Source organism: Paenarthrobacter sp. E2MeOHC11, assembly GCF_058744955.1.
In genome coordinates this window covers 1,362,014-1,386,480 of the sequence record NZ_CP196673.1, presented here as the reverse complement: position 1 = coordinate 1,386,480, position 24,467 = coordinate 1,362,014, and the positions used below count along the sequence as shown (strand labels likewise).

The following is a 24,467-nucleotide window of genomic DNA, read 5'->3' as shown; positions in this document are numbered from 1 at the left end:
TTAGGGGGCCGGCGTCTTCTGTGGTGGTGTTCTTTCCACCACGATCGACGCCGGCGCCGCACCGCCCGCGGCATCCGGGTTGGCGACGTACAGGACATCTTCGCTGATTCTGGCCTCTATCTTGGCCGCCCTGAGGCGGTCCAGCAGCGGCTCCAGTCCGCCGTCGTACTCGAATGCGAGGTCACCGTTGGTGCCGTCCGCGCCGTGGATCACCCGCAGTATTCCGCCGTTCTTGGTGGTGAACGTGGCCGATTCGTCGTCCTCGGATGACGGGCGGGCACCGATGTTCCGGAGGTCGTTGGCGGCAAGGCCCACAAAGGGACTGACCCAGGTGGCTACCACCGTGAGGGCTGGATCGGCCTCCGTCGACGTTGCCCACGTGCCGTCCAGGGCCCGCCGGGCGGGGAAGGCGAAGAACTCGAACCCGTCCTCAGTGGAGATTCGCACAGTGGTTCCGTCGGGTGACTCGTGGATTTCCGCCTGGGTGCCGGCTTCCTCGGTTCGCCGCGCAAACTCCTCAAGGTTTCCTGCCTCGACCCCAAAGATCGTGGATCCGTCCAGCGGGTGGCCGTGCTCCACGTAGCCCAGCGCGAGGCGACCCGAACCGGCGTCGTATTCCCGCCAATCGCCCTCATCCACGGTGGTGAACAACCCCAGCGCCTGAAGAAGCGTGGCCCACTGCTCGGGGTGGGATGTGTAGTGGGTGGGGCGGGATCGCAACATTGGTCCTCCTGGGGTGGGTCCTGCAGGTACGGTGGCGTCAGCTTCCAGCCTATGCCGCGTGGCCTTGTCAATGGCCGCCTGTTTCACAGCAGAATGAACCCATGGCAATTGAGCTTGAGGAATTACTGGTTACAGACGGTGCCGCTTGGCGTGGCTGGCTTTCGGCACATGCCGCGGACAGTCCCGGAGTGTGGCTGATCCTGCACAAGAAGGGTGGCAAGGTCACGGAACTGGACTACGACGCCGCCTTGGATGAGGCCCTGTGCTTTGGTTGGATCGACGGGCAAGCCAGGAGCCGCGACGCCGACAGCTACTTCCAACGGATGACGCCGCGTGGCCGCAAGAGCATTTGGTCCGTAAGGAACGTGGGGCACATCGCCCGGTTGGAATCCGAAGGCAAGATGACCGACGCAGGCCGTGCCGCCGTCGAGGCCGCCAAAGCCGATGGCCGTTGGGAGGCCGCTTATGCCGGACCCGCGGACTCAGTTGTCCCGGACGACCTCGCAGCTGCGATCGCCGAAGTTCCCGAGGCCCAAGCCATGTTCGACGTCCTGACGTCCCAGAACCGCTTTGCCCTCATCCATCGCACCAACGGGGTCAAACGGGCAGAAACCCGGGCGCGCAAGATCGCCGTATTCGTCGAGATGCTTGCCCGGCACGAAGCGCCGTACCCGCAGAAGAAACGTCCGGTGTAGTTGGACTTGCCCGGTCAGGACTCGAAAGGGAACGCCACGCCTTCGCCCACCACACGCAGGCACAATTCCGTGCCCGGCTTGGTGATCGAGGCGTTCCAATGCCGGATGGTAATGATCTCGCCGCCGCCAGGATAGCGGTGGCTGTTGCCGGAGGCGCCACCGTCAGGGGCCTTGTATTCACCCAATTTGATACGAACAGTGGTCTCCGGGCCGAAGTAGTCTGTGTCCACCACAACGCCGCGGATGGGCCCGTCCGATGCAATGCGGATTTGCTCCGGCCTCAGCATGAGTTGGACCTTTCCCTGAGCCGGCGGGCGCCGGACGGGTATGCCGCCCAAGGAGCAGGTAGCCAGCGAGCCCTCCATCCACGCATCGAGAATGACGGCATCGCCCAGGAACTCGGCGGTGGCGCGATCGGCCGGGCGGGTGTAAACCACAAAGGGATTGCCGATCTGAGCCAGCTTTCCGCCGCGCATGATGGCCACTTGGTCTGCGAAGGAAAGCGCTTCTGCTTGGTCATGGGTCACCAGGATGGTGGTCACGCCGGCAGCGTTGAGCACCTTGGCGACGGCCCGGCGCGTGGCCACCCGGAGGCCTGCGTCAAGGGCAGAGAAAGGCTCGTCAAGCAGCATGAGTTCGGGTTCCCTGGCCAGTGCACGGGCCAAAGCGACCCGCTGCTGCTGGCCGCCGGACAACTGGTGGGGTCGGCGCTTGGCCATGGAGGCGTCCAAGGACACCATGTCCAGCAGTTCCTGCACCCGTGACCTCACGGCGCCGCGACCGCCGTCGAGCTTTCCTGGATCCACGCCGAACGCGACGTTCTGTCCTACCGTCAGATGGGGAAAGAGGGCACCGTCCTGGGCGACGTACCCTACCTGCCGCTTGTGGGCAGGTACCCACACGCCGTCACCTGCCACCGGGGCGCCACTGAGCCTGATGGATCCAGTGTCCGGATGCTCAAAGCCCGCGATCAGCCTCAACAACGTGGTCTTGCCGGAACCCGACGGGCCAACGATTGCCGTGGTCCCGCCCTTGGCGACAGAAAGGTTGACGCCCTTCAAGACAGCCTGGGAACCGAAGTTCTTGGTGACCTCCGAGATATCCAAGTGCGCATTCGTGGTGGGCGCCACGGAGGGGGCCACCCGCGGTGACGGAAGCCTGGAAGGGGATTGTTCGGTCACTGTCCGGCTACTTTCTTGGACTGTTGGAAGAGAAGGTACGTCATGGGGGCCGACAACAGAATCATCAACAACGCATACGGTGCGGCACCGGCGTAGTCGATCTCGCTGCTTTTGCTCCAGAACTCCGTGGCCAACGTCCGCGTGCCGTTGGGCGAGAGAAGCAAGGTGGCCGTCAGTTCGTTGACAATGGCAAGGAAGACCAGCGCTGCACCGCCTGCAGCGGCCGGGGCAGTAAGCCGCAACGTCACTTTGAAGAAGGACGCCAAAGGGGTCTTGCCCAAGGACTGCGCGGCCTCATCGAGTTCCTTGGGCGCCTGTGCCAGGCCTGCACGGATATTCACCAAAGCCCGTGGAAGGAACAGCAGGACGTACGCGGCAATCAGGACTCCCGCGGTCTGGTAAACCCCCGGTACGGCCCGGATGCTGACGGTGACGAACGCCAGGCCCACCACGATTCCCGGCAGTGAACTGGTGACATAGTTGGAGAGTTCCAGCATCTTGCTGAACCAGCTGGGGTGCCTGACGGCAAGGTAAGCCATGGGAAATGCCACCACCGTGGTGACGATCGCTCCGGCCGCCCCGTACATGAGGGTCTGAAGGAGCGCCGGGACGAACTCCTCGGCTGCCCACACTTCCGAACCGCCCGCCATGACCCACTTGAGGACAAACCAGAGTGGGAGCCCGAAAGCCAGGACCGTGAGGGCCAGGAGGGCCAACTGCGCAGGCAGCTGGTATCCCCCCAGGGGCAACCGAATGGCCCTCGCTTGCGCGCCGGAGCCGATCCGGGCGTAGCGGGCAGAGCCGCGGCTTTTGACCTCCGCCAGCAGCAGGAGCAGGCACAGGAACACCAACACGCTGGCCAGCATGTTGCCTGTGGTCCCGTTGAAGGTGGACTGGAACTGAACCATGATGGCCGTGGTGAACGTGTCAAAGCGGATCATCGCGAAGGCGCCATACTCGGCCAACAGGTGCAGCGCCACCAGCAGAGCACCGCCGGTCATGGCAATTCGCAGTTGCGGCAACACCACCCGGACGAAGACAGCCCAGGAGCCCAGGCCCAACGACGCTGCGGACTGTTCAATGGCTGGGTCCAGCCGGCCAAGGGTTGCAGCGGCCGGAATGTACACCAACGGGAAGTAGGACAGCGTGGCGATCAGAACCCCGGACCAGAGGCCCTCCAAGGAGGGAACCGCGGACACCCAGGAGTAGCTGTTGACGAACGCCGGAATAGCCAACGGGGCAGCCAGCGCCACGGCCCACCAACGGTGTCCGCGCAGTTGGGTTCGTTCCACCAGCCACGCGCCGCCCACTCCGAGCACCAGGCACAGCGGCACGGTGAACACCATCAGCAAAACGGTGTTCAGCAGGAGCTCGCCTACGCGTGGACGCACAATGAGATCAACGGCCGTGTCCCAGCCCGTCGCGGCCGTCATGTACAGCACGTAGCCCAGCGGAATCAGCGAAAACAGCGCTATCAGCACCGCCAGTAACGACACCGTGGAAACGCCGAAAGGCGGGCGGGGGCGCCTGCCCCGGCCCGCCGTCGTCGTGCTTCCCTCTGAACGTGGAACGTTGGGAGCCGATTGTTCGGTGGTCACAGAGTTACAGGAGTCCTGCCTTGGTCATCAATTCAGTGACCTTGGTGGAGTTCAGCTTGGCGGGGTCCACCGTGGGAGCCTGCAGGTCCTTGATGGGAACAAGCTTCTCGTTGGCATCAACCTGTGAGGCGATGGCGTATTCGAAGGACGTTCCGGTCTTGAGGATCTCCTGCCCGGCCTTGCCCGTGATGAACTTCAGGAACGCCTGCGCGTCGGCCGCCTTCTTGGACGACTTCAGGACGCCGCCACCCGAGACGGAAACGAACGCGCCCGGGTCCTGGTTCTTGAAGTAGAACGGCGTGACGTTCTTGGAATTCTCGCCGGTTTTGGCCTGGTCGCCATAGTAGTAGTAGTGGTAGATCAGTGCCGCGTCCACTTCTCCGGCGTTGACGGCCTTCATGGCAGTGCTGTTGCCCTTGTAGGCCTTGAAGTTCTCCTTCATGCCCTTGAGCCACTCTTCGGTTGCGGCCTCGCCCTTGAGCTCAAGCAGTGCCGAGACAATGGCTTGGAAGTCAGCGCCGGAGGGCGACGCTGCCCACTTTCCCTTCCATTCAGGGTTTGCCAGATCCAGCATTGACTTGGGCAGCTGGTCCTCGCTGATTTTGGTCTTGTCGTACACCAGGACGGTGGAGCGCGCAGCAATTCCGGTCCACTTCCCCGTGGAGGGGCGGAATTCCGCCGGGACCTGGTCGATGGTGGCTTTATCGACGTCGGCGAACAGCCCTGCGTTCTCCACCTGCGCCATTGCAGGGGAGTTCTCGGTGAGGAAGACGTCAGCCGGTGAGGCCGCGCCTTCCTGGACAATCTGGTTGGACATTTCGGTGTCCGAGCCCTGGCGCAGGGTGACCTTGATGCCGGTCTCCTTGGTGAAGGCGTCGATCCATTCCTTGGTCAGGCTCTCATGCTGGGCGTTGTAGACCGTGATGCCATCGCCCGCGGCCGACGAACCGGACGCGTCCGGCGAGGTGGTGGTGGAGCCGCAGGCGGAAAGGCCAAGAGCGGCGGTGGCGAGGAGTGCGATTCCGGCCAGAGCGTTTTTGGGGAGCTTCATGGGGCTACTTTCTGGGAACAGGCATGGAAGTCCACGGCAGTGGTGTTGTGTCCATGCTGGCGGGAAGGTTGGGGTCCGCCGTAAAAAGCGTAGGTTAGCCATACCTTTGTCCAAAAGCCGAAAGAGCTTTAAGTGACAGGGATCACGGTAATTACGGAAGTGTTGCGTATCGTAATTCGTTTTACATACTGGCCGCAGCCTCAAATGTCATCCACGCCTGCAACTGCGTGGAAAGTTCGACGGCGGCACCCGCCGGATACGTCCCGCTCGCCGGCCGCAGGGGATTGGGGGAGAAGATCAACGGCACGCCGCCCTTGCCCCGCATCAGCTCGGGTGCTTCCCTCCGGGTCAGCCAGAAAGCTTCAGCCGTGGCGTGCACCAGGGCCCGGGCAGTCCGCCTTGTGGTTTCCTGTAGGCGGTGGTCCCGCGCGGCCAGCGCCAGATACCTGACGAGGATCCCGGTGAAGAGGCCGCCGTCACCGGTTCCATCGCCGTGGACCACGCGAGTCCCGGGGACGGTCAGCTCGCGGGCCACCGACTCAACCAAATGCTCAGCCCGTTCCAGGTTTTCCTGGCCGCCAAGTTCCAGCAATGCACCCAGAATCGGGCCTTGGTTATAGGTGTAGATGGCCTCTTCCAGGACGGTTTCACCATTCTTGATCCTCAGCCCATCCTGGTAGACGCCCCGTTCCGCGTGGAAGAGCTTGCTGTTGAGCCAGTTCACCAGCGACTGCGCCCTCTCGCGGTGGTCCGTCCGTGCGAAGTACAGAGCCACGGGAGCTGTGGCCGGCGTGTTCTTGAAGTCCCGTTGGGTGCTCCAAAAGGTTCCGCCGCCCAGGTCCTCCGTCGAGGCCGAGTCGAACTGCAGCGTCAGCTTCCTGCGGACATAGGCATTGCGCCGACGGCCCGGGTTCCTGGTCTCCTCCGCCAGCCTTTCGAGCCTCAGGGTGGAGAGGGCCAGCCAGGCCATGTCGTCGTAGAAGTGGTTCTCAAACCTGAACAGGTTCCTCAACCGGATGGTGGTGACCAGTCGTGAAGCGAGCCTGCCCGCACTGGGGCGGGAGTCGCCGTCGAACTTTGTTTGGGTGGACAATTCACGACGACCGGCGTCCACCAAGCAATCGACGTAGTGCGCCTGCCACCAATAGTGCCAAGGGCCGAAGACGCTGCGGGCGGCTTTCGCGGGAATACTCACCGCACCTAAGTGGGTGCCGGGCAGGAAAAGAAGGCGCCGGCCGAAATTGCGGGTCACTGAGCGGGCCGCGTGGTCGGCGCGTTCTGCCCACTCTGTTCGTTCCGTGAAGGAGAGCGGCTGCTCGGCAGGGGAGGAATCGGCTGGCATGTCCCCAGCCTACCGAGGGTGCGCTGGCTCACAATTCCAGTTAACATGCATTAACGGATTTGAGTTCTGCATCAAGGAGGATGGATGGACATCAAGGGCACGGTCGCGCTGATCACAGGCGGCGCATCAGGGTTGGGGGCCGCTACCGCAAAGCGTTTGTTCGACGCGGGGGCTTCGGTGGTCCTTGTGGATCTGCCGCAGTCGGCGGGGGACGCTTACGCGGCGGAACTGAACACGGGCAGCCCACACAGCCCATCGGCTCCGCGGGCCGTATTTGTCCCCGCCGACGTCACCAACGAGGCCCAGGTACAGGCCGCCGTCGACGCCGCAGTTGCACTTGGGCCGCTCCGCATCGTCGTCAACTGTGCCGGCATCGCGACCCCGGGCAAAGTCCTGGGCCGTGACGGCGTGCTGCCCCTGGAAATTTTCAACAAGGTCATCCAGATCAACCTTGTGGGCACGTTCAACGTGATCCGCCTCGCCGCCGCAGCCATGGTGGAAACCGAGCCGGTTGCCACTGAACTTGGCGGGCCCGAGCGCGGCGTTGTCATCAACACCGCGTCCGTCGCCGCATTCGAAGGCCAGATCGGGCAGCCTGCCTACGCAGCATCGAAAGGTGCCGTAGCGGCCATGACCCTGCCGCTGGCGCGCGAGTTTGCCCGTTCGCTGATCCGGGTGGCCACCATCGCGCCCGGCATCTTCGAAACGCCCATGATGGCTGGTCTTCCGCAAGCCGCCCAGGATTCCCTGGGCCAGCAGGTGCCACATCCCGCCCGCCTCGGCCGCGCGGCGGAGTACGCCAACCTGGCCGCCCATATCGTGGAGAACGCCATGCTCAACGGGGAGACCATCCGGCTGGACGGCGCCATCCGCATGGGGCTCAAATGATGGGCGACTACAGCGGCGGTTCAGTGTCCTCTGGCTCGGCGGGCGCCGTTCCGCCATCCGTGGCGGACCTGCCCACTGCCGACTTCTTCGACTTCGAGTCTCTGCTGAGCGTCCAGGAACAGCGGAAACTCAACGAACTCCGGGCCTTCCTCGCCTCGGAGATAGCCCCTTATGCCGGGCAATGGTGGGAAAAAGCCGAGTTCCCGGAGCACATCCTGCCCAAGCTCGCAGCCCTGCGGCTCAGTGCTCCGGCACAGCGTGGATATACGCACCTTTTCGCCGGCCTGGTCATCGCCGAGATGACACGCGTTGATACTTCAATTGCCACGTTCTTCATGGTCCATCACGATCTCTTCGTGGAGTCACTGTACGACTTCGGCAGCGACTCCCAACAGGACCGCTACCTCGACGACGCGTCCAACCTCCGCACCACCGGAGCCTTCGCGCTGACCGAACCGGACCATGGGTCCGATGTTGCCGGAGGTATGGAAACCACCGCCCATCGCGTTGAGCGGGCAGACCTCGACGGCGGTGACTACTGGGTGATCAACGGCGCCAAACGCTGGATCGGCAACGGGACGTTCTGCGACTACATGCTGGTGTGGGCCAAGGACGAGGCGGACGGCGCCGTGCGCGCGTTCATCGTTGACGCCTCCCTGCCGGGCATCACCCGGAGCCGCATCGAGAACAAGATCGCCCTGCGGACCGTGCAGAACGCCGACATCGTTTTCGTGGATGTCGAAGTAGCTGAGGCAGATCGCTTCGCAGGCATCAGCAGCTTTGCCGACACCAACCACCTGCTGCGCGGATCCCGGATCATGGTCGCCTGGCAGGCCGTCGGCCAGCAACTGGCAGCGTTCGACGTAGCCCGGCAGTACGCCGTGGAACGGATGCAGTTCGGCAGGCCGCTCGCCAAATTCCAGCTCATCCAGCAACACTTGGTGGACATGTTGGGAAACTCCGTAGCCAGCATGGGGATGATGGTCAGGATCGCGCAATTGCAGGAAGACATCTACACCGACGCCCAAGGTGTGCGGCACGGCGGCGCAGACATGGCACAAGTGGCGCTCGCGAAAGCATACTGCAGTGCCCGGATGCGGGAGACGGTAGCCCTGGGGCGGTCCATTCTTGGCGGCAACGGAATCGTCACCGACTACCGGATCGCCAAGATCTTTGCTGACGCCGAGGCCATCTTCACGTACGAGGGCTCGTACGAAATCAACTCGCTCATCGTTGGCCGCGCTGTGACGGGAGTTTCGGCGATCGCCTAGTCCTGCTGGGGGAGCTTCTCGCCCGCTTCCACCCGCACGTCTATCGAATTGCCACGGACAGGCATGGGGCACGTTCCGTAGGGCGTGAAAGCGCTGGGGTAATTGATACTGCGGTTGAAATCGATCACCACGGAGCCATCGGGACGGGGGCGGGGGATGAATACCTTGCGCCACTCATCCGTGGTGTCTCCGTTGGTTTCATCGTGGAAGGTCACATTGAGGGCCCCCAGCTTCTCCTCTTCGGCGTGAAGACGGATCTCGTGCGGGACGCCCGGTACCCGGAAAACCACCTCGCCCACTGAGCGATGGACCCCGTCCACCAACGGGTTGGCTGTGCCGATGGGTACGTCCTGGGGCTCGGCATAGGCTTCGAAGCGGCCTCCGACAATCCAATCAGGGTTGAAATCGTACGCCGGTACGCCGCTGAACTCCGTCAGCACGGGAGAGCCATTGTCACGGGTGCGAACAGCGTACTTATCCGCACGCATGGCGAGTTCCACCACCACCTGTTTGCCATTGGGGCCGCCGTATTGAACCCACATCAGCGACTCTTCGTCTTCCAGCACGGCAGTGACCGTTCCTTCGACCTTCTCTCCAGTCTCAACGAAAGTGAGCCCGTCAGCTGCGCTCGCTGAAAGAGATGCCGCGGTGCCGTCGGTGGACCAGAGACCGGGAACGAGTTCCAGTTCGGAGGGTGCAGCCTCAAGCCACTGGAACGACGTCAGGGTCAACCAACCATGTTCGGTGGAGAGCGCTTCCTTTCGACCGGTGCGGAACCGTTGCCAACGGGCCAGCTGGGGGTCGGTTGCGGTGGTGGGCGAGCTCATGGGTCTCCTCGGCTGTGTTCACGTCAGTTCGCGGTGGTTGCACTTCCCTCAACTATGCGCCGGGCGTCGCCATTCCCGGAATCCATGGGCAGCGCCAACGGGTGTCACCACCACATTGGAACGGCCCGCGCTGGCCCCCAACTCATGCCAGCGCGAGCCGAGATTTCTGGACTGCATCGATGGGCCTAGTACCACGTACCCGGCCCATCGCTGCTGTCTTGCTCCTTCGTGGAGCTCCCTCGACGGTCTTCTCGCCCTACCGCGGGCTCCTACGATCGCCTGCTAGTGCGACCGCCGCCGGGACCACCTGGCACCTGCGAAGGCGAGCACGGAACCCACAGCCAGCAGTGCTGCCGCAACAAACACGAATGCTGCTCCTTGGGTGCCGGTATTGGCGAGTTGCTCAGAGGCGTCCTCTCGGGCAGGTTCGGACGGTTCCATCGTCGGCAGCACAGCAACCGGGCTTGTGGTGTTCGAGGTCGGGGCCGGTGTGGCGGTGGTTGTCGTGGGGGTGGGTGTGGGGCTGGGTGTGGGGGTTGGCGTGGGGGTGGTTGTGGTGGGGCTGGGCGTGGGGGTTGGTGTGGCGGTACCATCGCCCGTTCCACTTCCGCTGCTTCGACGGGTTTGCGCCACGACCGGAGTTTCCTGGCCCGAAATGATGACCGTTCCGTTGTTTTCGTAGGAAGCCAAGGACGCATCGGTCACCTTCGTTACGACGAAGAGTTCCACGTGCTCGCCTTCGGGAAGTCCCGTCCAGGTGACCGTCAGTTCATGGGGGCTGCATTCGATGCTCGCCGGGTACTCGTCATCGTCATAGGGAGTGACAATGTTGCCGGCGTTTCCCATATTTTGGCCGACCCGGGGCGTCACCCGGCTGCAGTCGATTTCCATGCCGCTCGCCGGAGTATCGGTAATCACAACATCGTTCGTCTCAGAGGACATGGGAGGCATAGAGAAGACTGATTCAAGTTCCGTCTGGCCAGGGTCCGACCACCACATGGACTTACCCACAGATGTCGGCACTCCCGGGACGCAGTCCGAAGGGCAGGGCTCAATAACCACGGGTACGCGGACCACGCTGGAGCCCACGGTGAACGTCAACTCTTGAGTTTCACCGTTCGCCGGTTTCGCCGAGTACTGGGTGGTGAAGGAACAGGTTCCCCCCACGTCAAGGGGATGTGTGCCGACAAAATCCGTGAGGGTAAAGACAACCAGGCCGGCGTCGTTGGCCACGGCCGTGGCAACGGTGTCGCCCGCCGAGTTATCCAGATCGAAGGAAGAGGCACCGAACCATCGCAGCTCCGACGGGAGCTGGATGCTGAAGGTGTCACCGGGCTGCGAGTTGTCCGGCACGGACCATGCGCATGTCAGATCTACTTGGTCCCATTGACTGGAAACAACTGATTCCGTACTTAGGGTGATTTCCGCGTCCGCCAGCTCTGCAGCGTGGGCTGGAAGTGCCGACATGCTGAGCCCCAGAACGGCCATGACAGCCGCTAAAAGCGCGGCCACCAATGACACGGTTTTTAGATGGATCTGATTTTTCATGAGCAGGGTGGTCCTTAGAATCCGTGGTGGAATGTTCCGTCACAGGATGAGTGTTCGGGCCAGTTGGTTCGTGACGGCGTGAAAAGGCGACCGCCTATTTCGATTCGAAGGCAGAGTCCTGCGCCGCTGCCGTGGTGGCCGGTGCGATCGAGGTCAGGGGATAAAACTTCATGTGCGCAGGGCTCAGTGCGCCATCGCCCAGAGCTTCCAAGGCAGCCCTGCACTCCGACAGCCGGCAGAGATTGCTTTCGCTGAAAGGGAAGAGAACGTGCACGGCGGAGTTTTGATACATGGCCATGGCTCCGGTCCCATGCAGATGCCCGGTGACCTCTTCCCCGAGCCGGGCAAGCAGTGTCCAGCGATGGCTCCGGCTGTCCCGGGGCCGTGCAACGGAGATGATGGCCATGACGTGCGCAGCCGGGCATCCCGGGCCGGATCCCAACGCTGAGACCTCGTGGATCCGTCGCTGGAAGTGGGCTTGGGTTGCCAGTCCTGTGTAGACATCGGTACACGAGATGGGAGGCGCGTTGTCGGCAACTTCGGCCCAACCCTCCGCCAACGATTGAAGCGCATCGACGTCGAGGGTCTGTTCTGCCGCCGCGAACAGGGCCCGGAAGTCAGTCATGGTTTCACTGATGCTGACCCCGTTCCTCGCACGGGCGGCACCCAGTGATTTGGCCGTGGGAGCTGGAACCAGTGCGTTCGTGGCGAGCGAAGTTACGACGGTACGGACTTCGGGCAGGAACCAATCCGCACGGAATCGCCAACCTGTCTGGTAGCTGGTGGTCTGCCATCTACGCAGCAAAAGGTGCCGCGAGAACGTGCACTCTGCGAATGATTTTGTCCGGAACGATGTCATATCCGAACAGTGCGGGCGAAAGCCGTTTCGTGACGAAACAGCACCGAGATTCATTGCTAAAGACCTTGTATAAACCGCGTCACGACTTGCCTCCTGCCACCACTCCTATATATGGGCAGGATTATTTACGGTTTGGGGGTGCCTTAGATGGCACACAGGTCACAATCGGGCAGCAACGTGGGCGTGGACGTCGAAAGCGACGGTCACCTCATTGAGTTGGTCCGCGGCGGAGAGGTGTCCGCCTTCAATGGACTCTATGAGCGCCACGTCTCCATTGCCTCCACGGTGGCAAGACGGAACGTGGACAACCCCAGCGACGTCGAGGATGTTGTGGCTGAGGCTTTTCAGTCCGTGTTGCAAAGCCTCGTGGCGGGGAAAGGGCCGGACACGTTCTTTCGGGCGTACCTGCTGTCCACGGTGACAAGGTTGTCCCACCAGCGGAATCGAAAGGCGGGCAAGGTCCTGCCAAGCGGGGACGATTCTGTTCTGGACCAAACTTTGACCGATTCGGATGCAGCCGTCAACGCTTTCGAATCCCATACGGTAGCCAAAGCGTTCAGGGCATTGCCGGAACGTTGGCAGGCGGTGCTCTGGTATCTGGACGTGGAGCGGATGAAGCCGGCGGTTGTGGCACCCATTTTGGGGCTGTCCGCCAATGCAGTTTCAGCCCTTGCTCTTCGCGCACGCGAGGGTTTACGACGCGAATACCTTCAGAGCCACATTGCGAACCAACCCGATAGCGGATGCGTCGAGTACGTATCCAAACTCGGCACCTTCCTTCGGGGCGGTCTCTCCAGTGCAGCGGAGCGCAAAGTCCGTAATCACCTCCACGGCTGCTCCAAGTGCACCGCCGCGCTCTCTGAACTAAAGGACGTTCAGGGAAGCATGAGGGCAGTGGTGCTCCCTTTGGTGACAGGCATACCTCTCGCAGCTTGGGCCGGCAAAGGTGCCGGGCTCGGAGTCCTGGGCGGAGTAGTGCCAGTGAAGGCTGCCTTGGTGGTCCCTACCTTGGCGCAGCCAGCCGTTATGGCCATCATCGCAGCGGCGGGGGTTGGCCTGGTCCTGGGCGCCGTGGGCATAGTGGACCAACTGACTCCCGACGCCTATATGGACCAGCGGGCCGTGGAGACCGTCGCCACGCAATTGCCACAGAACCCCGGGACCTTGACGCCGACGCCGACCCCGACACCATCGAGTCCGCCGGCCGAGGCACCGGCTACGCCGCCACCGGTCGCGGCTGCACCCCCCACGCCGTTGCCGGAGCCTTCCCAGGGGCCGGCGCAAACCCCTGATCCCCTTCCTTCGCCGGTTACTACTGCAGCCCCCACGCCCACGGCTGTTCCGTCGACGCCCGCCCCGACGGATATTTCCGGCTCGGTGCGGCGGGACCGGGACGGCCGCTCCAGTGGTACACCTCTGGAAATCGACTTCAAGGTCGCCGGCACCCGACCCTTGAGCAGCGGCAAGGCTGTGTTCTCAGTGAGTCAGAATGCCTGGCTCGTGGAGGACTCGGTTCGAGCCCCGGACGGATGGACCTGCGCCATGGAAAGCAGCAGCGTGCTTAGTTGCACCACTGAGTCAGTACAGCGTGATGACCTTCACTTCCACATCGAGGCTGGTCACAAGCGCAGTCGCGACGACCAGGTTCTGACCTACACCCTGAGCGGTCCCGGGATCGCTTCCAACGATTTTTCTTACAACTTCTGATGTCGATTCCCCGAACCGGACTGCGTCATGAAGTTCCGGGTGAGAGCACTCATCCATCAGTTGGGCCCGAAAGCGGGTGATACGAACTATCCATCAAGGGGAAAAATGAACTCGCCGACAGGCACCGCTACGGTGCATCCTTGGATCCCCGCCACTGCCAAAGGCACCTTCTGATGGCACGCGTGCTGGTGACGGGCATTTGCGGCCCGGCCGGGTCATCGCTGGCCCGCCAGCTCAAGTCCAGAGGGCATTGGGTGCTTGGAGCGGACGCACAGCGTGCCCGCCCCAGTGGGGTTGACGCCGCGGCCGTTGTTTCGCCGCCCCAAGCCCCGGGATATCTTTGGGAACTGCGGGGGCTGGTGGCGAATTACGGCATTGAAATCCTCATTCCCACCATCAGCGAAGAACTGGTGCTGATGTCCGAGGCACGCAACGATTTCGCGCCGGGAGTTGAAGTCCTCATCGCTGATCCGGCATCAGTCCGGACGGCAAATGACAGGTACCTCACCATGACCTGCCTTGGCAGCGCCGGAGTCGGGGTTCCCGGGTTCGGCCTACCGAGCGCCTTCGGTTCCGTGCAGGATGCCATGGACAAATTGGGCGGCCCGTTGGTGGTGAAGCCCCGTGTTTCCCTCGACGGACGCAATGTCCGGCTTCTGGAAAGAACGTCCGACGGCGGCGCCCGGGCGGAGGGAATCTGGGCTGGCTTGGATGATACGTGGCTTGTGCAGCGCTTCGCCCCAGGCACCGAATATGCTGTCGTGGTCCATCGCTGCGGATTGCTCGCTGATCCCGATGATCTGCTCGTGGGTTTGGAGAAAGAACCACCCCCAGCAGCATGGCGAGGGGGTTTCGCCAGAGTCCGGAAGGTGGAGACGAACGCAGAGCCGGATGTCGCCCGCTTGGCAGCGTCTGCGGCTGCCGCCTTGGGTCTGACCGGGGCCTTGGCCGTGGATGTCAGGCGCATGCGGGACGGCCGGCCAGTGGTGTTGGAGATCGAGGCACGGTTCAGCGCGTACAGTGCTTTCGTCCCGCAGCTCTTGGACAACGTCCTGATGCGGTGCTCTCAGGGCCTCCTTTCGAACTGATCACGCTGGGCTACGGCTTTCGTGGGGAGTACCCTGACCGCATGGGGATGGATGCAGTGGTTGCAATAGTGGTCAGTTCTGCCTTGATTCTTGGCTCCATTTGGGCCGGCACATGCCTCGTTCAGCGGGGGGTTTCACCGAAAGGTGCAACGGGCACGCTGGGAAGTGTCTTGTCCATGGTTGAGCCCGCGACCGGTGCACCTACCAGGGTGGAGGCGGCCGCTGCGATCGAAGAGATGCGACAGCGCAGGCACGAGAATCTCACCGCGGGCCCTGGCCCGGCACATGATGAGCTGATGAGCGGAAGAATGGTCCTGCCCGGACCTGCCCACCCAAAAAAGTGAAGTCAAAATCTGAGACGCATTCCATGGGGCGAGTTCGGTACGGGTAAGATCCCGTAGGAAACATTAGTAATCCGGCTCACAGTATCCAGCGCAGTGTACGGGCCAAACCAGATCCTGAAGGTATGCATCCATGGTTCACACTGCCCATCAAGACACCGATCTCGCTGCCGAACTGCGCGCTGACGTGCGACGCGTTTCCACCCTTCTGGGTGAATCGCTGGTTCGCCAGCACGGCCCGGAACTACTTGAACTCGTGGAGCAGGTCCGCCTGCTGACCAAGGAGTCCAAGGAGGCCGCTCGTGGCGGCGCGGACGCGACTGGTCCGTGGAGTGCGCACGACGTCGTTGCCCAGGTACGCGAACTGCTCGCCTCCCTGCCGCTGGACCAGGCGACGGACTTGGTGCGGGCCTTTGCGTTCTACTTCCACCTCACCAATGCGGCGGAACAGGTTCATCGTGTCCGTGGGCTCCGCACCCGCCAGGAAAAGGATGGCTGGCTGGCTAAGGCAGTTTCCGAGATTGCCGGCCAGGCAGGCCCACAGGTCCTGCAGGATGTGATCAATGAGCTCGACGTACGCCCCATATTTACAGCGCACCCCACCGAGGCTTCACGCCGTTCCGTGCTGGACAAAGTCCGTAAGCTCTCAGACGTCCTCGCCGAGCCCACCGCCGAAGGGACGTCCGCCCGGCGTCGCCAGGACCGGCAGCTGGCCGAAATCATCGACCAGATGTGGCAGACAGATGAACTGCGCCAGGTCCGCCCCACGCCCGTGGATGAGGCCCGAAACGCCATCTACTACCTGAACAGCATCCTGACCGATGCCATGCCTGAAATGCTGACGGACCTTTCGGAACTTCTGGCCGAGCACGGTGTCACTCTGCCGGCCGCCGCCGCACCCTTGCGGTTCGGTTCGTGGATTGGTGGTGACCGTGATGGCAACCCCAACGTCACCGCCGCCGTCACCCGCGAAATCCTGCAGCTGCAGAACCAGAACGCCGTGCGCATCAGCATTGCGTTGATCGATGAGCTCATCTCGGTCCTCTCCAACTCCACGGCACTTTTTGGGGCCGACCAGGTGTTGCTGGATTCCATCACCGAGGACCTGAAGAACCTTCCGGGCCTGGACAAGCGCATCCTTGAACTAAATGCGCAGGAGCCCTACAGGCTCAAGCTGACGTGCATCAAGGCCAAGCTCATCAATACCGGACGCCGCGTTTCTGCCTCGACCTATCACGAGCCGGGTCGCGACTACTCCACCACTTCCGAATTGCTGGCAGAGTTCGGGCTGCTCGAAGACTCGTTGCGCAACCACTCGGCAGCTCTGGTGGCAGACGGAGCCTTGGCCCGCGTTCGCCGGGCAATCGCCGCTTTTGGCCTGCATCTGGCAACGCTGGACATCCGCGAGCACGCCGATTACCACCACGATGCTGTTGGCCAGCTCGTGGACCGGCTCGGCACGGAGAAGCCATACAGCGAGCTCAGCCGTGAGGAGCGCTTCACGTTCCTCGGCGCAGAACTGGCCTCACACCGCCCCCTCTCAGGGCACCCGATCAAGCTTGATGGCACAGCAGACGGCACATACGACGTCTTCCGGAGCATCCGTCAGGCGCTGCATACTTATGGTCCGGACGTTGTGGAGACCTACATCATCTCCATGACCCGTGGTGCTGACGATGTCCTGGCAGCAGCGGTCCTGGCCCGCGAGGCCGGCTTGATTGACCTCTTCGGCGGCAAGCCACGCGCCAAGATCGGTTTCGCCCCGTTGCTTGAAACGGTGGAGGAACTCCGCGCCTCGGCGGAGATCGTGGACCAGTTGCTCTCTGATCCGTCCTACAGGGAACTTGTCCGGCTCCGCGGCGACGTCCAGGAGGTCATGCTGGGTTACTCGGATTCCAACAAGGAATCCGGAGTGATGACCAGCCAGTGGGAAATCCACAAAACCCAGCGCAAGCTGCGCGACGTAGCCGCCAAGCACGGGGTCCGCGTCCGCCTCTTCCACGGCCGTGGTGGCTCTGTGGGCCGCGGTGGCGGACCGACGTACGACGCCATCATGGCGCAGCCGAATGGTGTGCTCGAGGGCGAAATCAAGTTCACCGAACAGGGCGAGGTTATCTCGGACAAGTACTCCCTGCCCGAGCTTGCGCGCGAAAACCTCGAGCTGTCCTTGGCCGCGGTCATGCAGGGCTCGGCATTGCACCGGACTCCGCGCACGTCCGATGATGAGCGCGAGCGCTACGCCAACGTCATGGAGACCATCTCCGACGCAGCGTTCGACCGCTATCGCGCACTGATCGATGACCCCGAACTCCCGGCCTACTTCCTCGCCTCCACGCCGGTGGAGCAGCTGGGGTCGTTGAACATCGGCTCTCGCCCGTCCAAGCGTCCCGATTCGGGTGCGGGCCTTGGGGGTCTCCGCGCTATCCCGTGGGTCTTCGGCTGGACGCAGTCCCGGCAGATCGTTCCGGGCTGGTTCGGCGTGGGTTCCGGACTAAAGGCTGCCCGCGAGGCAGGCAACACGGATCAGCTCCTTGAAATGATGGACCGCTGGCACTTCTTCCGCTCAGTCATCTCCAACGTGGAAATGACGCTGGCAAAGACTGACATGGAGATTGCCGGACACTACGTTTCCTCGCTTGTTCCGCAGGAATTGCACCGGCTGTTCCACATGATCCGCGACGAGTACGAGCTCACCGTAGCCGAAATTGAACGGCTCACGGGAGAGATCGAACTCCTCGACGCCCAGCCCACGCTGAAGCGTTCCTTGGAAATCCGCGACCAATACCTGGACCCGATCAGCTACCTTCAGGTCGAGCTTCTCCGCCGCGTGCGGGAAGAATCCGTATCCGGGGCCGAGATCGACGAGCGGCTCCAGCGGGCCATGCTCATCACGGTCAACGGTGTAGCCGCTGGCCTCCGCAACACCGGCTAGCAAACGCTCGTTACCTTTTTCGTAGCCTGTTTCCTGGTGCAGGATATGGGTGTGCTGGCCTGCTGATCCCGGCATGATTGTGACGCTCTGTCAGTCGATGATCTTGAGAGTGTTGTCACCGGGGTTGGTAGGTGCCGGGAGACCGCTGATAGGGGCAGGACAGTTCGGGAACGTCGTGCGTAACGTGGGTGCCGGGTCCTGACACCGATGGTGGGCCAGTGGAGGTAGTTGACTACGACTGGAGGTGCCAGATGATCACGAACCACGACGGTGTCGAGGTGTTTATTGGGCTGGATGTTGGCAAGGGCGTCCATCATGCCGTTGCCGTGGATCGGGCCGGCAGGAAATTACTGGACCGGGCGCTGCCCAACGATGAAGCCAAAATCCGGGAAATCATCGCCGAACTTGTGGACGCCGGACGTGTGTTGCTGGTCGTTGACCAGCCAGCGACTATCGGCGCGTTGCCGGTAGCCGTTGCCCAGGCCGCCGGGGTGCTGGTCGGCTACCTGCCGGGGCTGGCGATGCGCCGGATCGCGGATCTTCACCCCGGAGAGGCGAAGACCGATGCCCGGGACGCGTTCATCATCGCCGAGGCCGCCAGGACCATGCCGCATGCCCTGCGCTCGGTTCAGTTGGTCGATGAGCAGCTCGCTGAGCTGAGCATGCTTTGCGGGTTCGACGAGGATCTGGCCAAGCAGGCCACGGCGACTTCGAACCGGATCCGCGGGCTGCTCACCCAGATCCACCCAGCTCTGGAAAGGGTGCTGGGACCCTACATGGACCACCCGGCGGTGCATGACCTGCTGCGGACCTGGCCTACCCCTAAAGCGCTCCGTCACGCGGGCCGGCGCCGGATCGGGACCCGGCTGAGCAAACTCGCGCCGCGGATGGGTGAACGTCTTGCCGATGACATCATCGAGGCCTTGGGCCGGCAAACAGTCACTGTCGTGGGAACGAACGCCGCGACCATCGTGCTGCCCCAGCTCGCGGCCATGCTCGCCGGGCTCCACGAAAGCCGCGCCACGGTCCTCACCCAGGTCGAAGCTCTCGTGGAGGCCCACCCTCTTCACCCGGTCCTGATGTCTCTGCCGGCCGTGGGCATCAGGACCGCCGCACGAATCCTCACCGAAGTCGCCGGGAAAGAGTTCCCCACCGCCGGGCACCTGGCCTCTTACGCCGGGCTGGCCCCCGTCACCTGGCGATCCGGGTCCTCCATCCGCGGCGACCATTCCTCAAGAAAAGGCAACAAAGTCCTCAAGCGAACCCTGTTCCTCTCCGCATTCGCTGCGCTCAAAGACCCGCCGTCCCGGGCATACTACGAACGCAAACGAGCCGAAGGAAAACGCCACAACCAAGCACTCATCGCCCTCGCACGACGACGCTGCGACACCCTCTACGCCATGCTCCGCGACGGCACCCTCTACCAACCCCCAACACCCAAAACCGCTTGACGAAAAACATAGGGACACTCTCACGTCACGCGGGGTTTTACGGATCCCTCTCTCATCCGGTGAGAGAGGGATCCGGCCACGGGTGCAGGTGGTGAGAGAGGGATCCGGCCACGGGTGCAGGTGGTGAGAGAGGGATCCGGCCACGGGTGCAGGTGGTGAGAGAGGGATCCGGCCACGGGTGCAGGAGGCGAGAGAGGGATTGGCTTTAGGGCTGCGCAGAACGGGCGCTAGGGTGGTGGGATGCCGTCGTTCCAGACCAAGTTAAAGATCACTGGCCTCAAACCGGGCAACGCACCCGAATCGGTGATGGCTGCAGCCGTGGAGGCGTTGGAAACCCGCCACCACGTCGAATCCAACCAGCTGGACATCGTGGGCGGCGTCCCCCAGATCAGCCTCCGGTTCACGGTGGGCGACCGCGACTATTCAGGTGAGAACGACGAAGCCCGGATGTCGGCAGCCATGATGCGGGACGCCGTCGAACGTGTAGCCATCACAGGGAGCTTGTACGTGTTGCGCCGCAACCGCGGGCGCTGGGCTCCGGTCTAAACCAGGGAAGCTACTCGGGCTGTGGCACGTCGCCGGGCTTGTCGGCGTCGTACGGTTCATCCACGGGTGAGCGGCTGCCACGCCGCCGCGTGACGATCAAGCCAACCACCACACCGATCACTAGGCCGACACCCACGCCGATCAGTGAGCTGGCCCAAAAGGGGAGCTTGGTGGCGGAGCCGGTGAAATAGCCCAAGCCGACTTGCCAGACCGCCCATAGAATCGCGCCCAGACCCGCACAAAGGCTGAACCCGCGTGCGGATACGTTGGCGATGCCCGCCGCAGATGATGTTGCCAGCCTGCCGCCGGGGATGAAGCGTGCGCCGATGATCGCGCCGTATGTTGAGGAACGGCCGGCTTTGGCAATTGCCTCGTGAATGCCTCGGTGAACCCGGCGGCCCCATGACCAGCGGTCCAGGACGTGGCTGATGCGCCGCTTGAACAAGAGAAAAACCAGTACGTCGCCCAGCCAGGAAGCGAAAGCCGCGAGGAAGAAGATCAGCCAGAAGTTGGCGTGGCCGTCGGCGGCGAGGGCACCGCCGGTGATCACCACCATTTCGGAGGGGATGGGTGGGAAGATGGCGTCGCCCAGCACAATGGGAACGATCCACAGGTAGATTGCGGATCCCCACGTCTCCGGGGCGGTGATGTCCATGGGCACAAGGTACCGCACTTGCCGCTCCTGCCGCTCCGGCGCGAGACTGGCGCCATGCGAATCGAAATTCTGCACGGTGACATCACCACGCGCACGGTGGAGGCGATCGTCAATGCCGCCAACTCGTCATTGCTCGGTGGAGGGGGAGTGGATGGTGCCATCCACAGGGCCGCTGGCCCGGAACTCCTTGAGGCATGTCGCGAGCTGAGGCGCACCGAAGTGCCGGATGGATTGCCGGTGGGCGCCGCCGTCGCGACCCCGGGCTTCCAGCTCCCCGCTCGGTGGGTGGTGCATACGGTAGGTCCCAACCGGCACGCCGGGCAGACGGATCCTGCGCTGCTCGCCTCGTGCTTCCACGAAAGCCTGAAGGTGGCGGCCAGGTTGGGAGCCCGGACCGTCGCCTTCCCCGCGATCAGCGCCGGAGTCTATGGATGGGACGCCCGTCAGGTGGCCGACGTAGCGTTCGACGCCGTGAGGTCGTTTTCGTCGTCGTCGGCCGGTGGCGCGTCCGGCAGTTCTCTGACGTTGGTGGAGTTCGTTTTGTTCTCGGAGGATACGACGGCGGTCTTCCGGTCTGCTTTTGGTTCCCCACCACAATGAAGGCCTCAGTGACCCAGGGGCTGGCCGCTCAGGCTGCCGCAGTCGTGCTGCCGGGCACGTTGACCGTGCGCCGGTGACCCAGGAATTTGCCTGCCTTGAAGTACCAATAGGGCCAGGCGATCCAAGCGGATGCCCCTCCGATGATGCCAAGGCCCATCACGGCAAATCGCAGCCACTCGGGCCCGGGAATCACGAAACCGAGGCCCGCAACGGGCAGCCCGATGACCAGCGCACCGCCAATGAACCGGCCTAGCTGGGCCAGTCCGAGCGGGTAGCCCTCCACAGTGCGCAGCTTGTTGTTTGCTGCGAGGAACCACACGGCCTGCATCGTGATCGCAGCAACGGACACTGCAGTGGATGGCTCGAATGCCAGGACCTTGAGCACCAACAATGCCGAACTCGTGGCGCCGGCTCCGCAGGCTGCCACGGTGACCCATTTCAGGGGTTCGGACCATGATGTTTTAGGAAGGCGTTTGTGGACCTGGAGGATCACGGGAATGACCAGCACGTTGAAGACGGCGCCGGCAGCATCGTTGATGGTGCCGAAAACGAACGGGCCACCCTTGGGCACTTCCACGGCGTACATGGCAGCGAGGGTCGCGACGCCGGCTATGCCCACCGCGGCAGCAGAGTAGGCGAAGACCGAAGCGGTCCCGTCGCCCGGAAACTCAACCGATTTGTCCATCACACGCTCCCGGAAACTACCCCAGGATCTTCATGGTAGTCCTGCCCTGGGACGCGCGAAATGGGCGGGTCGCGGCTCCCAAAGATTTTTAGGTGCAGGCTTCGCTGAGCTTCAACCGGCTGCGGTATTCCACCGGTTGCTTGCTGATGGGATCCACAAACCGGATGCCGCGGGCCAGGAGTTGGAGCGGTTTGCTGTAGTCATCCGGCGCCTTGTCCAGCAGGTCCGGGTAGAAGGCATCGTTGATGATCCCCAGCCCCAACGAGGCCATGTGCACGCGAAGTTGATGGGTTTTTCCAGTGTGGGGTTCCAGCCGGTACAGCGCGCGCTGGTGAGTGCCGGCGTCGAACGTTGTTGTTTGTTCGATGCGCGTTTCCGCGTTGGGTTCGCCGTCGATCACTTCGGCCAGCAGGTAACTGCGGGACTTGGTCATGCGGTTGCGGACCACGGCCGGGAACTCGACGGCGGGATAGCCTGCGGCGGGCGTCGCGGCGGACACACACTCGTATTCCTTGTGGACCTGGCGTTTCTCGAAGAGAACCTGGTATTTGCCGCGCGTCTCCGGGTTGGTGGAGAGCAGCAGCAGTCCGGCGGTCATGCGGTCCAGGCGGTGCATGGGGATGAGGTCCGGGAGGTCCAGCAGGTTCCGCAGCCGGACCAGCGCGGATTCCTGGATGTACGTGCCGCCGGGGGTGGTGGGGAGGAAGTGCGGCTTGTCCACCACCAGGATGTGCTCGTCCTGGTGCAGGATGTTGATCTCGACGGGCAGGCGCGTCTCTGGTGGGAGGGTCCGGTAGTACCAAATGAAGGTGTGGTCCTCCAGTTTGGTGCTGCGATCAAGGGGTACTCCGCCCTCGCCCACGATCTCGCCGGCGTCGAAACGATCCTCGATGCCTTGGGGGTCGATGTGTCCCCAGCGGTGCATCATGTAGTCCATTGCGGTGGTCCACGGGCCCTCGTCCGGCAGGCGGAGGCGGGTCGCGTTCACGCCGTCGCGCACGGGGAGGGGGGATTGCATCACCGGACAATTCTACCGGGGCCTCGTTGCGGGGCCTCGCAACGGGGCGTCGCAACGACAGTACCGACGAGAAAAAAGTTCTTGACAATAAAAGTTGTCGGTAAGCATACTGGAGGCATGTTGGACATCGAAGTGATCGAGGACCCGGCCGCGGCGGAAGCGTCGCTGGACCCGATCCGCACGCGCATCCTGCGGGAGCTGTCCGAGCCGGCGTCCGCCACACAGTTGGCCGCCAGGGTCGGGTTGCCGCGGCAGAAGGTGAACTACCACCTCAAGGCCCTGGAACGTCATGGCTTGGTGGAGCTGGTGGAAGAGCGCAGGAAAGGCAACGTTACCGAGCGCGTACTGCGTGCGACGGCGGCGTCGTACCTGATCTCCCCGGCCGCCCTGGCATCTGTGGCGCCGGATCCTCGTCGTTTCGCCGATCGCTTCTCCGCTTTCTGGCTTCTCTCCCTTGCCTCGCGAACCGTGCAGGAGATGGGCAAGCTCATCGCCGGTGCTGCCGTGGCTAAGAAGAAGCTGGCCAGCTTCGCGATCGACGGGGAGATCACCTTCCGCTCTGCCGCGGAACGCGCAGCGTTCGCGGAAGAGCTCGGCGTGGCGGTGACCCAACTCGTGGATAAGTACCACGACGGCGGTGCTGCCGCGGTGGCGGGCGGGGCGCGCAAGCACCGGCTCGTCGTCGTACTTCACCCCGCACTTAAGACCCCTTCAACGGACCAAGACTCCTCGGAGCAAGCAGCAGAAAAGGACCAAAGCAATGACTGATAACCGGAAATTCGAAATCGAAGCGGACGTCGAACTGCCAGGCACTCCCGAGCGGGTGTGGCAGGCGGTCACCAAGGACACTCCGGCGTGGATGTTCCCCACGGATCAGTGGCCGGACGTGAAAACGGTCGAGGAATACCCGCGCCACCTGGTGTCCCGCATGGACGGTCCGGACGGGTGGTTCAACCAGCTGGAACACGTCCTGGAGCCTGTGGAGGGCGGCCGCGCCAAGCTGCATTACGTCCACAGCGGGATCTTCGCTGACAACTGGGATGAACAGTATGACGGCGCAAGCAAGCACACCGAGTTCTACCTGCACACCCTGGGCCAGTACTTGCAACACTTCGACGGCAAACCGGTGGTGTTCACGGACATCCAGGCTCCCGGCTCCTCGCAGACGCCTGAGGGTTTCGTGCAGCTGAAGCGGGCCTTGGGCGTGGAGGGTGTCGCTGCTGGTTCTACTTTCGAGGCGGACGTCGACGGCGTGGGGCAGCTCAGCGGGGAGGTCGACTTCTCCAACGAGAACTTCCTTGGGCTGCGGACCGGGGATACTCTCTACCGGTTCTTTGGGCGCAATGCCTTCGGCGCCCCGGTGGGCATGACGGTGCACGAGTTCAGTGGCTCGGGCGATTCCGAACTCACGGCCAAGGCCTGGGGCGGATTCCTGGAGAGAGTGTACGGGTAGGTTCGTCG

22 protein-coding genes are annotated in these 24,467 nt (G+C 63.1%); 11 read left to right on the top strand and 11 right to left on the bottom strand.

All coding sequences use genetic code 11. The features are described 5' to 3' along the window. Nucleotides 1-723 (bottom strand): hypothetical protein, encoded by a 723-nt coding sequence (locus ACSSVG_RS06315; RefSeq protein WP_231340597.1) that lies wholly within the window; start codon nucleotides 721-723, stop codon nucleotides 1-3. Between the two features lie 101 nt (nucleotides 724-824). Here ACSSVG_RS06315 and ACSSVG_RS06310 point away from each other — a divergent pair, with 101 nt between their 5' ends. Then, on the top strand, nucleotides 825-1,418 hold the full coding sequence (locus ACSSVG_RS06310; protein WP_492417942.1) for a YdeI/OmpD-associated family protein: 594 nt from the start codon (nucleotides 825-827) through the stop codon (nucleotides 1,416-1,418). Between the two features lie 14 nt (nucleotides 1,419-1,432). Here ACSSVG_RS06310 and ACSSVG_RS06305 read toward each other — a convergent pair whose 3' ends face one another. From ACSSVG_RS06305 to ACSSVG_RS06290, 4 genes are all read right to left on the bottom strand, one after another. Beyond that, nucleotides 1,433-2,599 carry an ABC transporter ATP-binding protein gene (locus tag ACSSVG_RS06305; RefSeq protein ID WP_231340595.1) on the bottom strand — a complete coding sequence of 389 codons (1,167 nt, stop codon included), beginning with the start codon at nucleotides 2,597-2,599 and terminating at the stop codon, nucleotides 1,433-1,435. Beyond that, the gene (locus tag ACSSVG_RS06300) at nucleotides 2,596-4,197 is read right to left on the bottom strand and encodes an ABC transporter permease (protein ID WP_492417941.1); all 1,602 of its coding nucleotides are present in this window, start codon (nucleotides 4,195-4,197) and stop codon (nucleotides 2,596-2,598) included. Before ACSSVG_RS06300 ends, ACSSVG_RS06305 begins: the two co-directional genes overlap by 4 nt. A gap of 4 nt (nucleotides 4,198-4,201) precedes the next feature. Beyond that, complete coding sequence (locus tag ACSSVG_RS06295; protein WP_231340593.1) at nucleotides 4,202-5,248, bottom strand: iron ABC transporter substrate-binding protein; 1,047 nt, start codon at nucleotides 5,246-5,248, stop codon at nucleotides 4,202-4,204. A 181-nt stretch (nucleotides 5,249-5,429) separates the two neighbouring features. Then, complete coding sequence (locus ACSSVG_RS06290) at nucleotides 5,430-6,590, bottom strand: glycoside hydrolase family 76 protein (RefSeq protein WP_492417939.1); 1,161 nt, start codon at nucleotides 6,588-6,590, stop codon at nucleotides 5,430-5,432. Nucleotides 6,591-6,674: 84 nt separating this feature from the next. Here ACSSVG_RS06290 and ACSSVG_RS06285 point away from each other — a divergent pair, with 84 nt between their 5' ends. Together ACSSVG_RS06285 and ACSSVG_RS06280 are read left to right on the top strand one after the other, a co-directional pair. Continuing rightward, nucleotides 6,675-7,478, top strand: a complete 804-nt coding sequence (locus ACSSVG_RS06285; RefSeq protein WP_492417937.1) for an SDR family NAD(P)-dependent oxidoreductase — start codon at nucleotides 6,675-6,677, stop codon at nucleotides 7,476-7,478. Beyond that, entirely contained in the window at nucleotides 7,478-8,749 is a 1,272-nt protein-coding gene (locus tag ACSSVG_RS06280) for an acyl-CoA dehydrogenase family protein (protein WP_492419160.1), read from the top strand. The genes ACSSVG_RS06285 and ACSSVG_RS06280 overlap by 1 nt, the downstream gene beginning before the upstream one ends. On the opposite strand, the gene ACSSVG_RS06275 is transcribed toward ACSSVG_RS06280, so the two are convergent. From ACSSVG_RS06275 to ACSSVG_RS06265, 3 genes are all read right to left on the bottom strand, one after another. Continuing rightward, on the bottom strand, nucleotides 8,746-9,576 hold the full coding sequence (locus tag ACSSVG_RS06275; RefSeq protein WP_492417935.1) for a DUF1684 domain-containing protein: 831 nt from the start codon (nucleotides 9,574-9,576) through the stop codon (nucleotides 8,746-8,748). The genes ACSSVG_RS06280 and ACSSVG_RS06275 overlap by 4 nt on opposite strands. A 282-nt stretch (nucleotides 9,577-9,858) precedes the next feature. Further along, nucleotides 9,859-11,124, bottom strand: a complete 1,266-nt coding sequence (locus ACSSVG_RS06270; protein WP_492417934.1) for an Ig-like domain-containing protein — start codon at nucleotides 11,122-11,124, stop codon at nucleotides 9,859-9,861. Between the two features lie 94 nt (nucleotides 11,125-11,218). Then, the gene (locus tag ACSSVG_RS06265; protein WP_231341255.1) at nucleotides 11,219-11,983 is read right to left on the bottom strand and encodes a hypothetical protein; all 765 of its coding nucleotides are present in this window, start codon (nucleotides 11,981-11,983) and stop codon (nucleotides 11,219-11,221) included. 147 nt (nucleotides 11,984-12,130) lie between these two features. Between ACSSVG_RS06265 and ACSSVG_RS06260 the strand changes: the two genes are divergently transcribed. The 5 genes from ACSSVG_RS06260 (at nucleotide 12,131) to ACSSVG_RS06240 (ending at nucleotide 20,048) form a co-directional block, all read left to right on the top strand. Continuing rightward, a complete protein-coding gene (locus tag ACSSVG_RS06260; protein WP_492417932.1) occupies nucleotides 12,131-13,690 on the top strand; it encodes a sigma-70 family RNA polymerase sigma factor in 1,560 nt (519 codons plus the stop codon). Between the two features lie 173 nt (nucleotides 13,691-13,863). Then, on the top strand, nucleotides 13,864-14,778 hold the full coding sequence (locus tag ACSSVG_RS06255; RefSeq protein WP_492417930.1) for an ATP-grasp domain-containing protein: 915 nt from the start codon (nucleotides 13,864-13,866) through the stop codon (nucleotides 14,776-14,778). 474 nt (nucleotides 14,779-15,252) lie between these two features. Further along, complete coding sequence (ppc, locus tag ACSSVG_RS06250) at nucleotides 15,253-18,051, top strand: phosphoenolpyruvate carboxylase (RefSeq protein WP_492417928.1); 2,799 nt, start codon at nucleotides 15,253-15,255, stop codon at nucleotides 18,049-18,051. A gap of 251 nt (nucleotides 18,052-18,302) precedes the next feature. After that, the gene (locus ACSSVG_RS06245; protein WP_492415046.1) at nucleotides 18,303-19,502 is read left to right on the top strand and encodes an IS110 family RNA-guided transposase; all 1,200 of its coding nucleotides are present in this window, start codon (nucleotides 18,303-18,305) and stop codon (nucleotides 19,500-19,502) included. A 240-nt stretch (nucleotides 19,503-19,742) separates the two neighbouring features. After that, complete coding sequence (locus ACSSVG_RS06240) at nucleotides 19,743-20,048, top strand: hypothetical protein (protein WP_231341259.1); 306 nt, start codon at nucleotides 19,743-19,745, stop codon at nucleotides 20,046-20,048. A 10-nt stretch (nucleotides 20,049-20,058) separates the two neighbouring features. On the opposite strand, the gene ACSSVG_RS06235 is transcribed toward ACSSVG_RS06240, so the two are convergent. Then, nucleotides 20,059-20,703, bottom strand: coding sequence for a DedA family protein (locus tag ACSSVG_RS06235; RefSeq protein ID WP_231341260.1), 645 nt, complete (start codon nucleotides 20,701-20,703; stop codon nucleotides 20,059-20,061). A gap of 54 nt (nucleotides 20,704-20,757) precedes the next feature. Between ACSSVG_RS06235 and ACSSVG_RS06230 the strand changes: the two genes are divergently transcribed. Continuing rightward, nucleotides 20,758-21,303 (top strand): O-acetyl-ADP-ribose deacetylase, encoded by a 546-nt coding sequence (locus tag ACSSVG_RS06230; RefSeq protein ID WP_492417927.1) that lies wholly within the window; start codon nucleotides 20,758-20,760, stop codon nucleotides 21,301-21,303. Nucleotides 21,304-21,331: 28 nt separating this feature from the next. On the opposite strand, the gene ACSSVG_RS06225 is transcribed toward ACSSVG_RS06230, so the two are convergent. Continuing rightward, complete coding sequence (locus tag ACSSVG_RS06225) at nucleotides 21,332-21,988, bottom strand: hypothetical protein (protein WP_492417925.1); 657 nt, start codon at nucleotides 21,986-21,988, stop codon at nucleotides 21,332-21,334. Nucleotides 21,989-22,076: 88 nt separating this feature from the next. Then, complete coding sequence (locus ACSSVG_RS06220; RefSeq protein WP_231341279.1) at nucleotides 22,077-23,006, bottom strand: RluA family pseudouridine synthase; 930 nt, start codon at nucleotides 23,004-23,006, stop codon at nucleotides 22,077-22,079. 117 nt (nucleotides 23,007-23,123) lie between these two features. On the opposite strand from ACSSVG_RS06220, the gene ACSSVG_RS06215 reads away from it, so the two are divergent. Continuing rightward, nucleotides 23,124-23,774: an ArsR/SmtB family transcription factor gene (locus ACSSVG_RS06215; RefSeq protein WP_492417923.1), complete on the top strand. Its 651-nt coding sequence runs from the start codon at nucleotides 23,124-23,126 to the stop codon at nucleotides 23,772-23,774. Next, entirely contained in the window at nucleotides 23,767-24,459 is a 693-nt protein-coding gene (locus tag ACSSVG_RS06210) for an SRPBCC family protein (RefSeq protein ID WP_492417921.1), read from the top strand. The genes ACSSVG_RS06215 and ACSSVG_RS06210 overlap by 8 nt, the downstream gene beginning before the upstream one ends. Nucleotides 24,460-24,467: the final 8 nt, after the last annotated feature.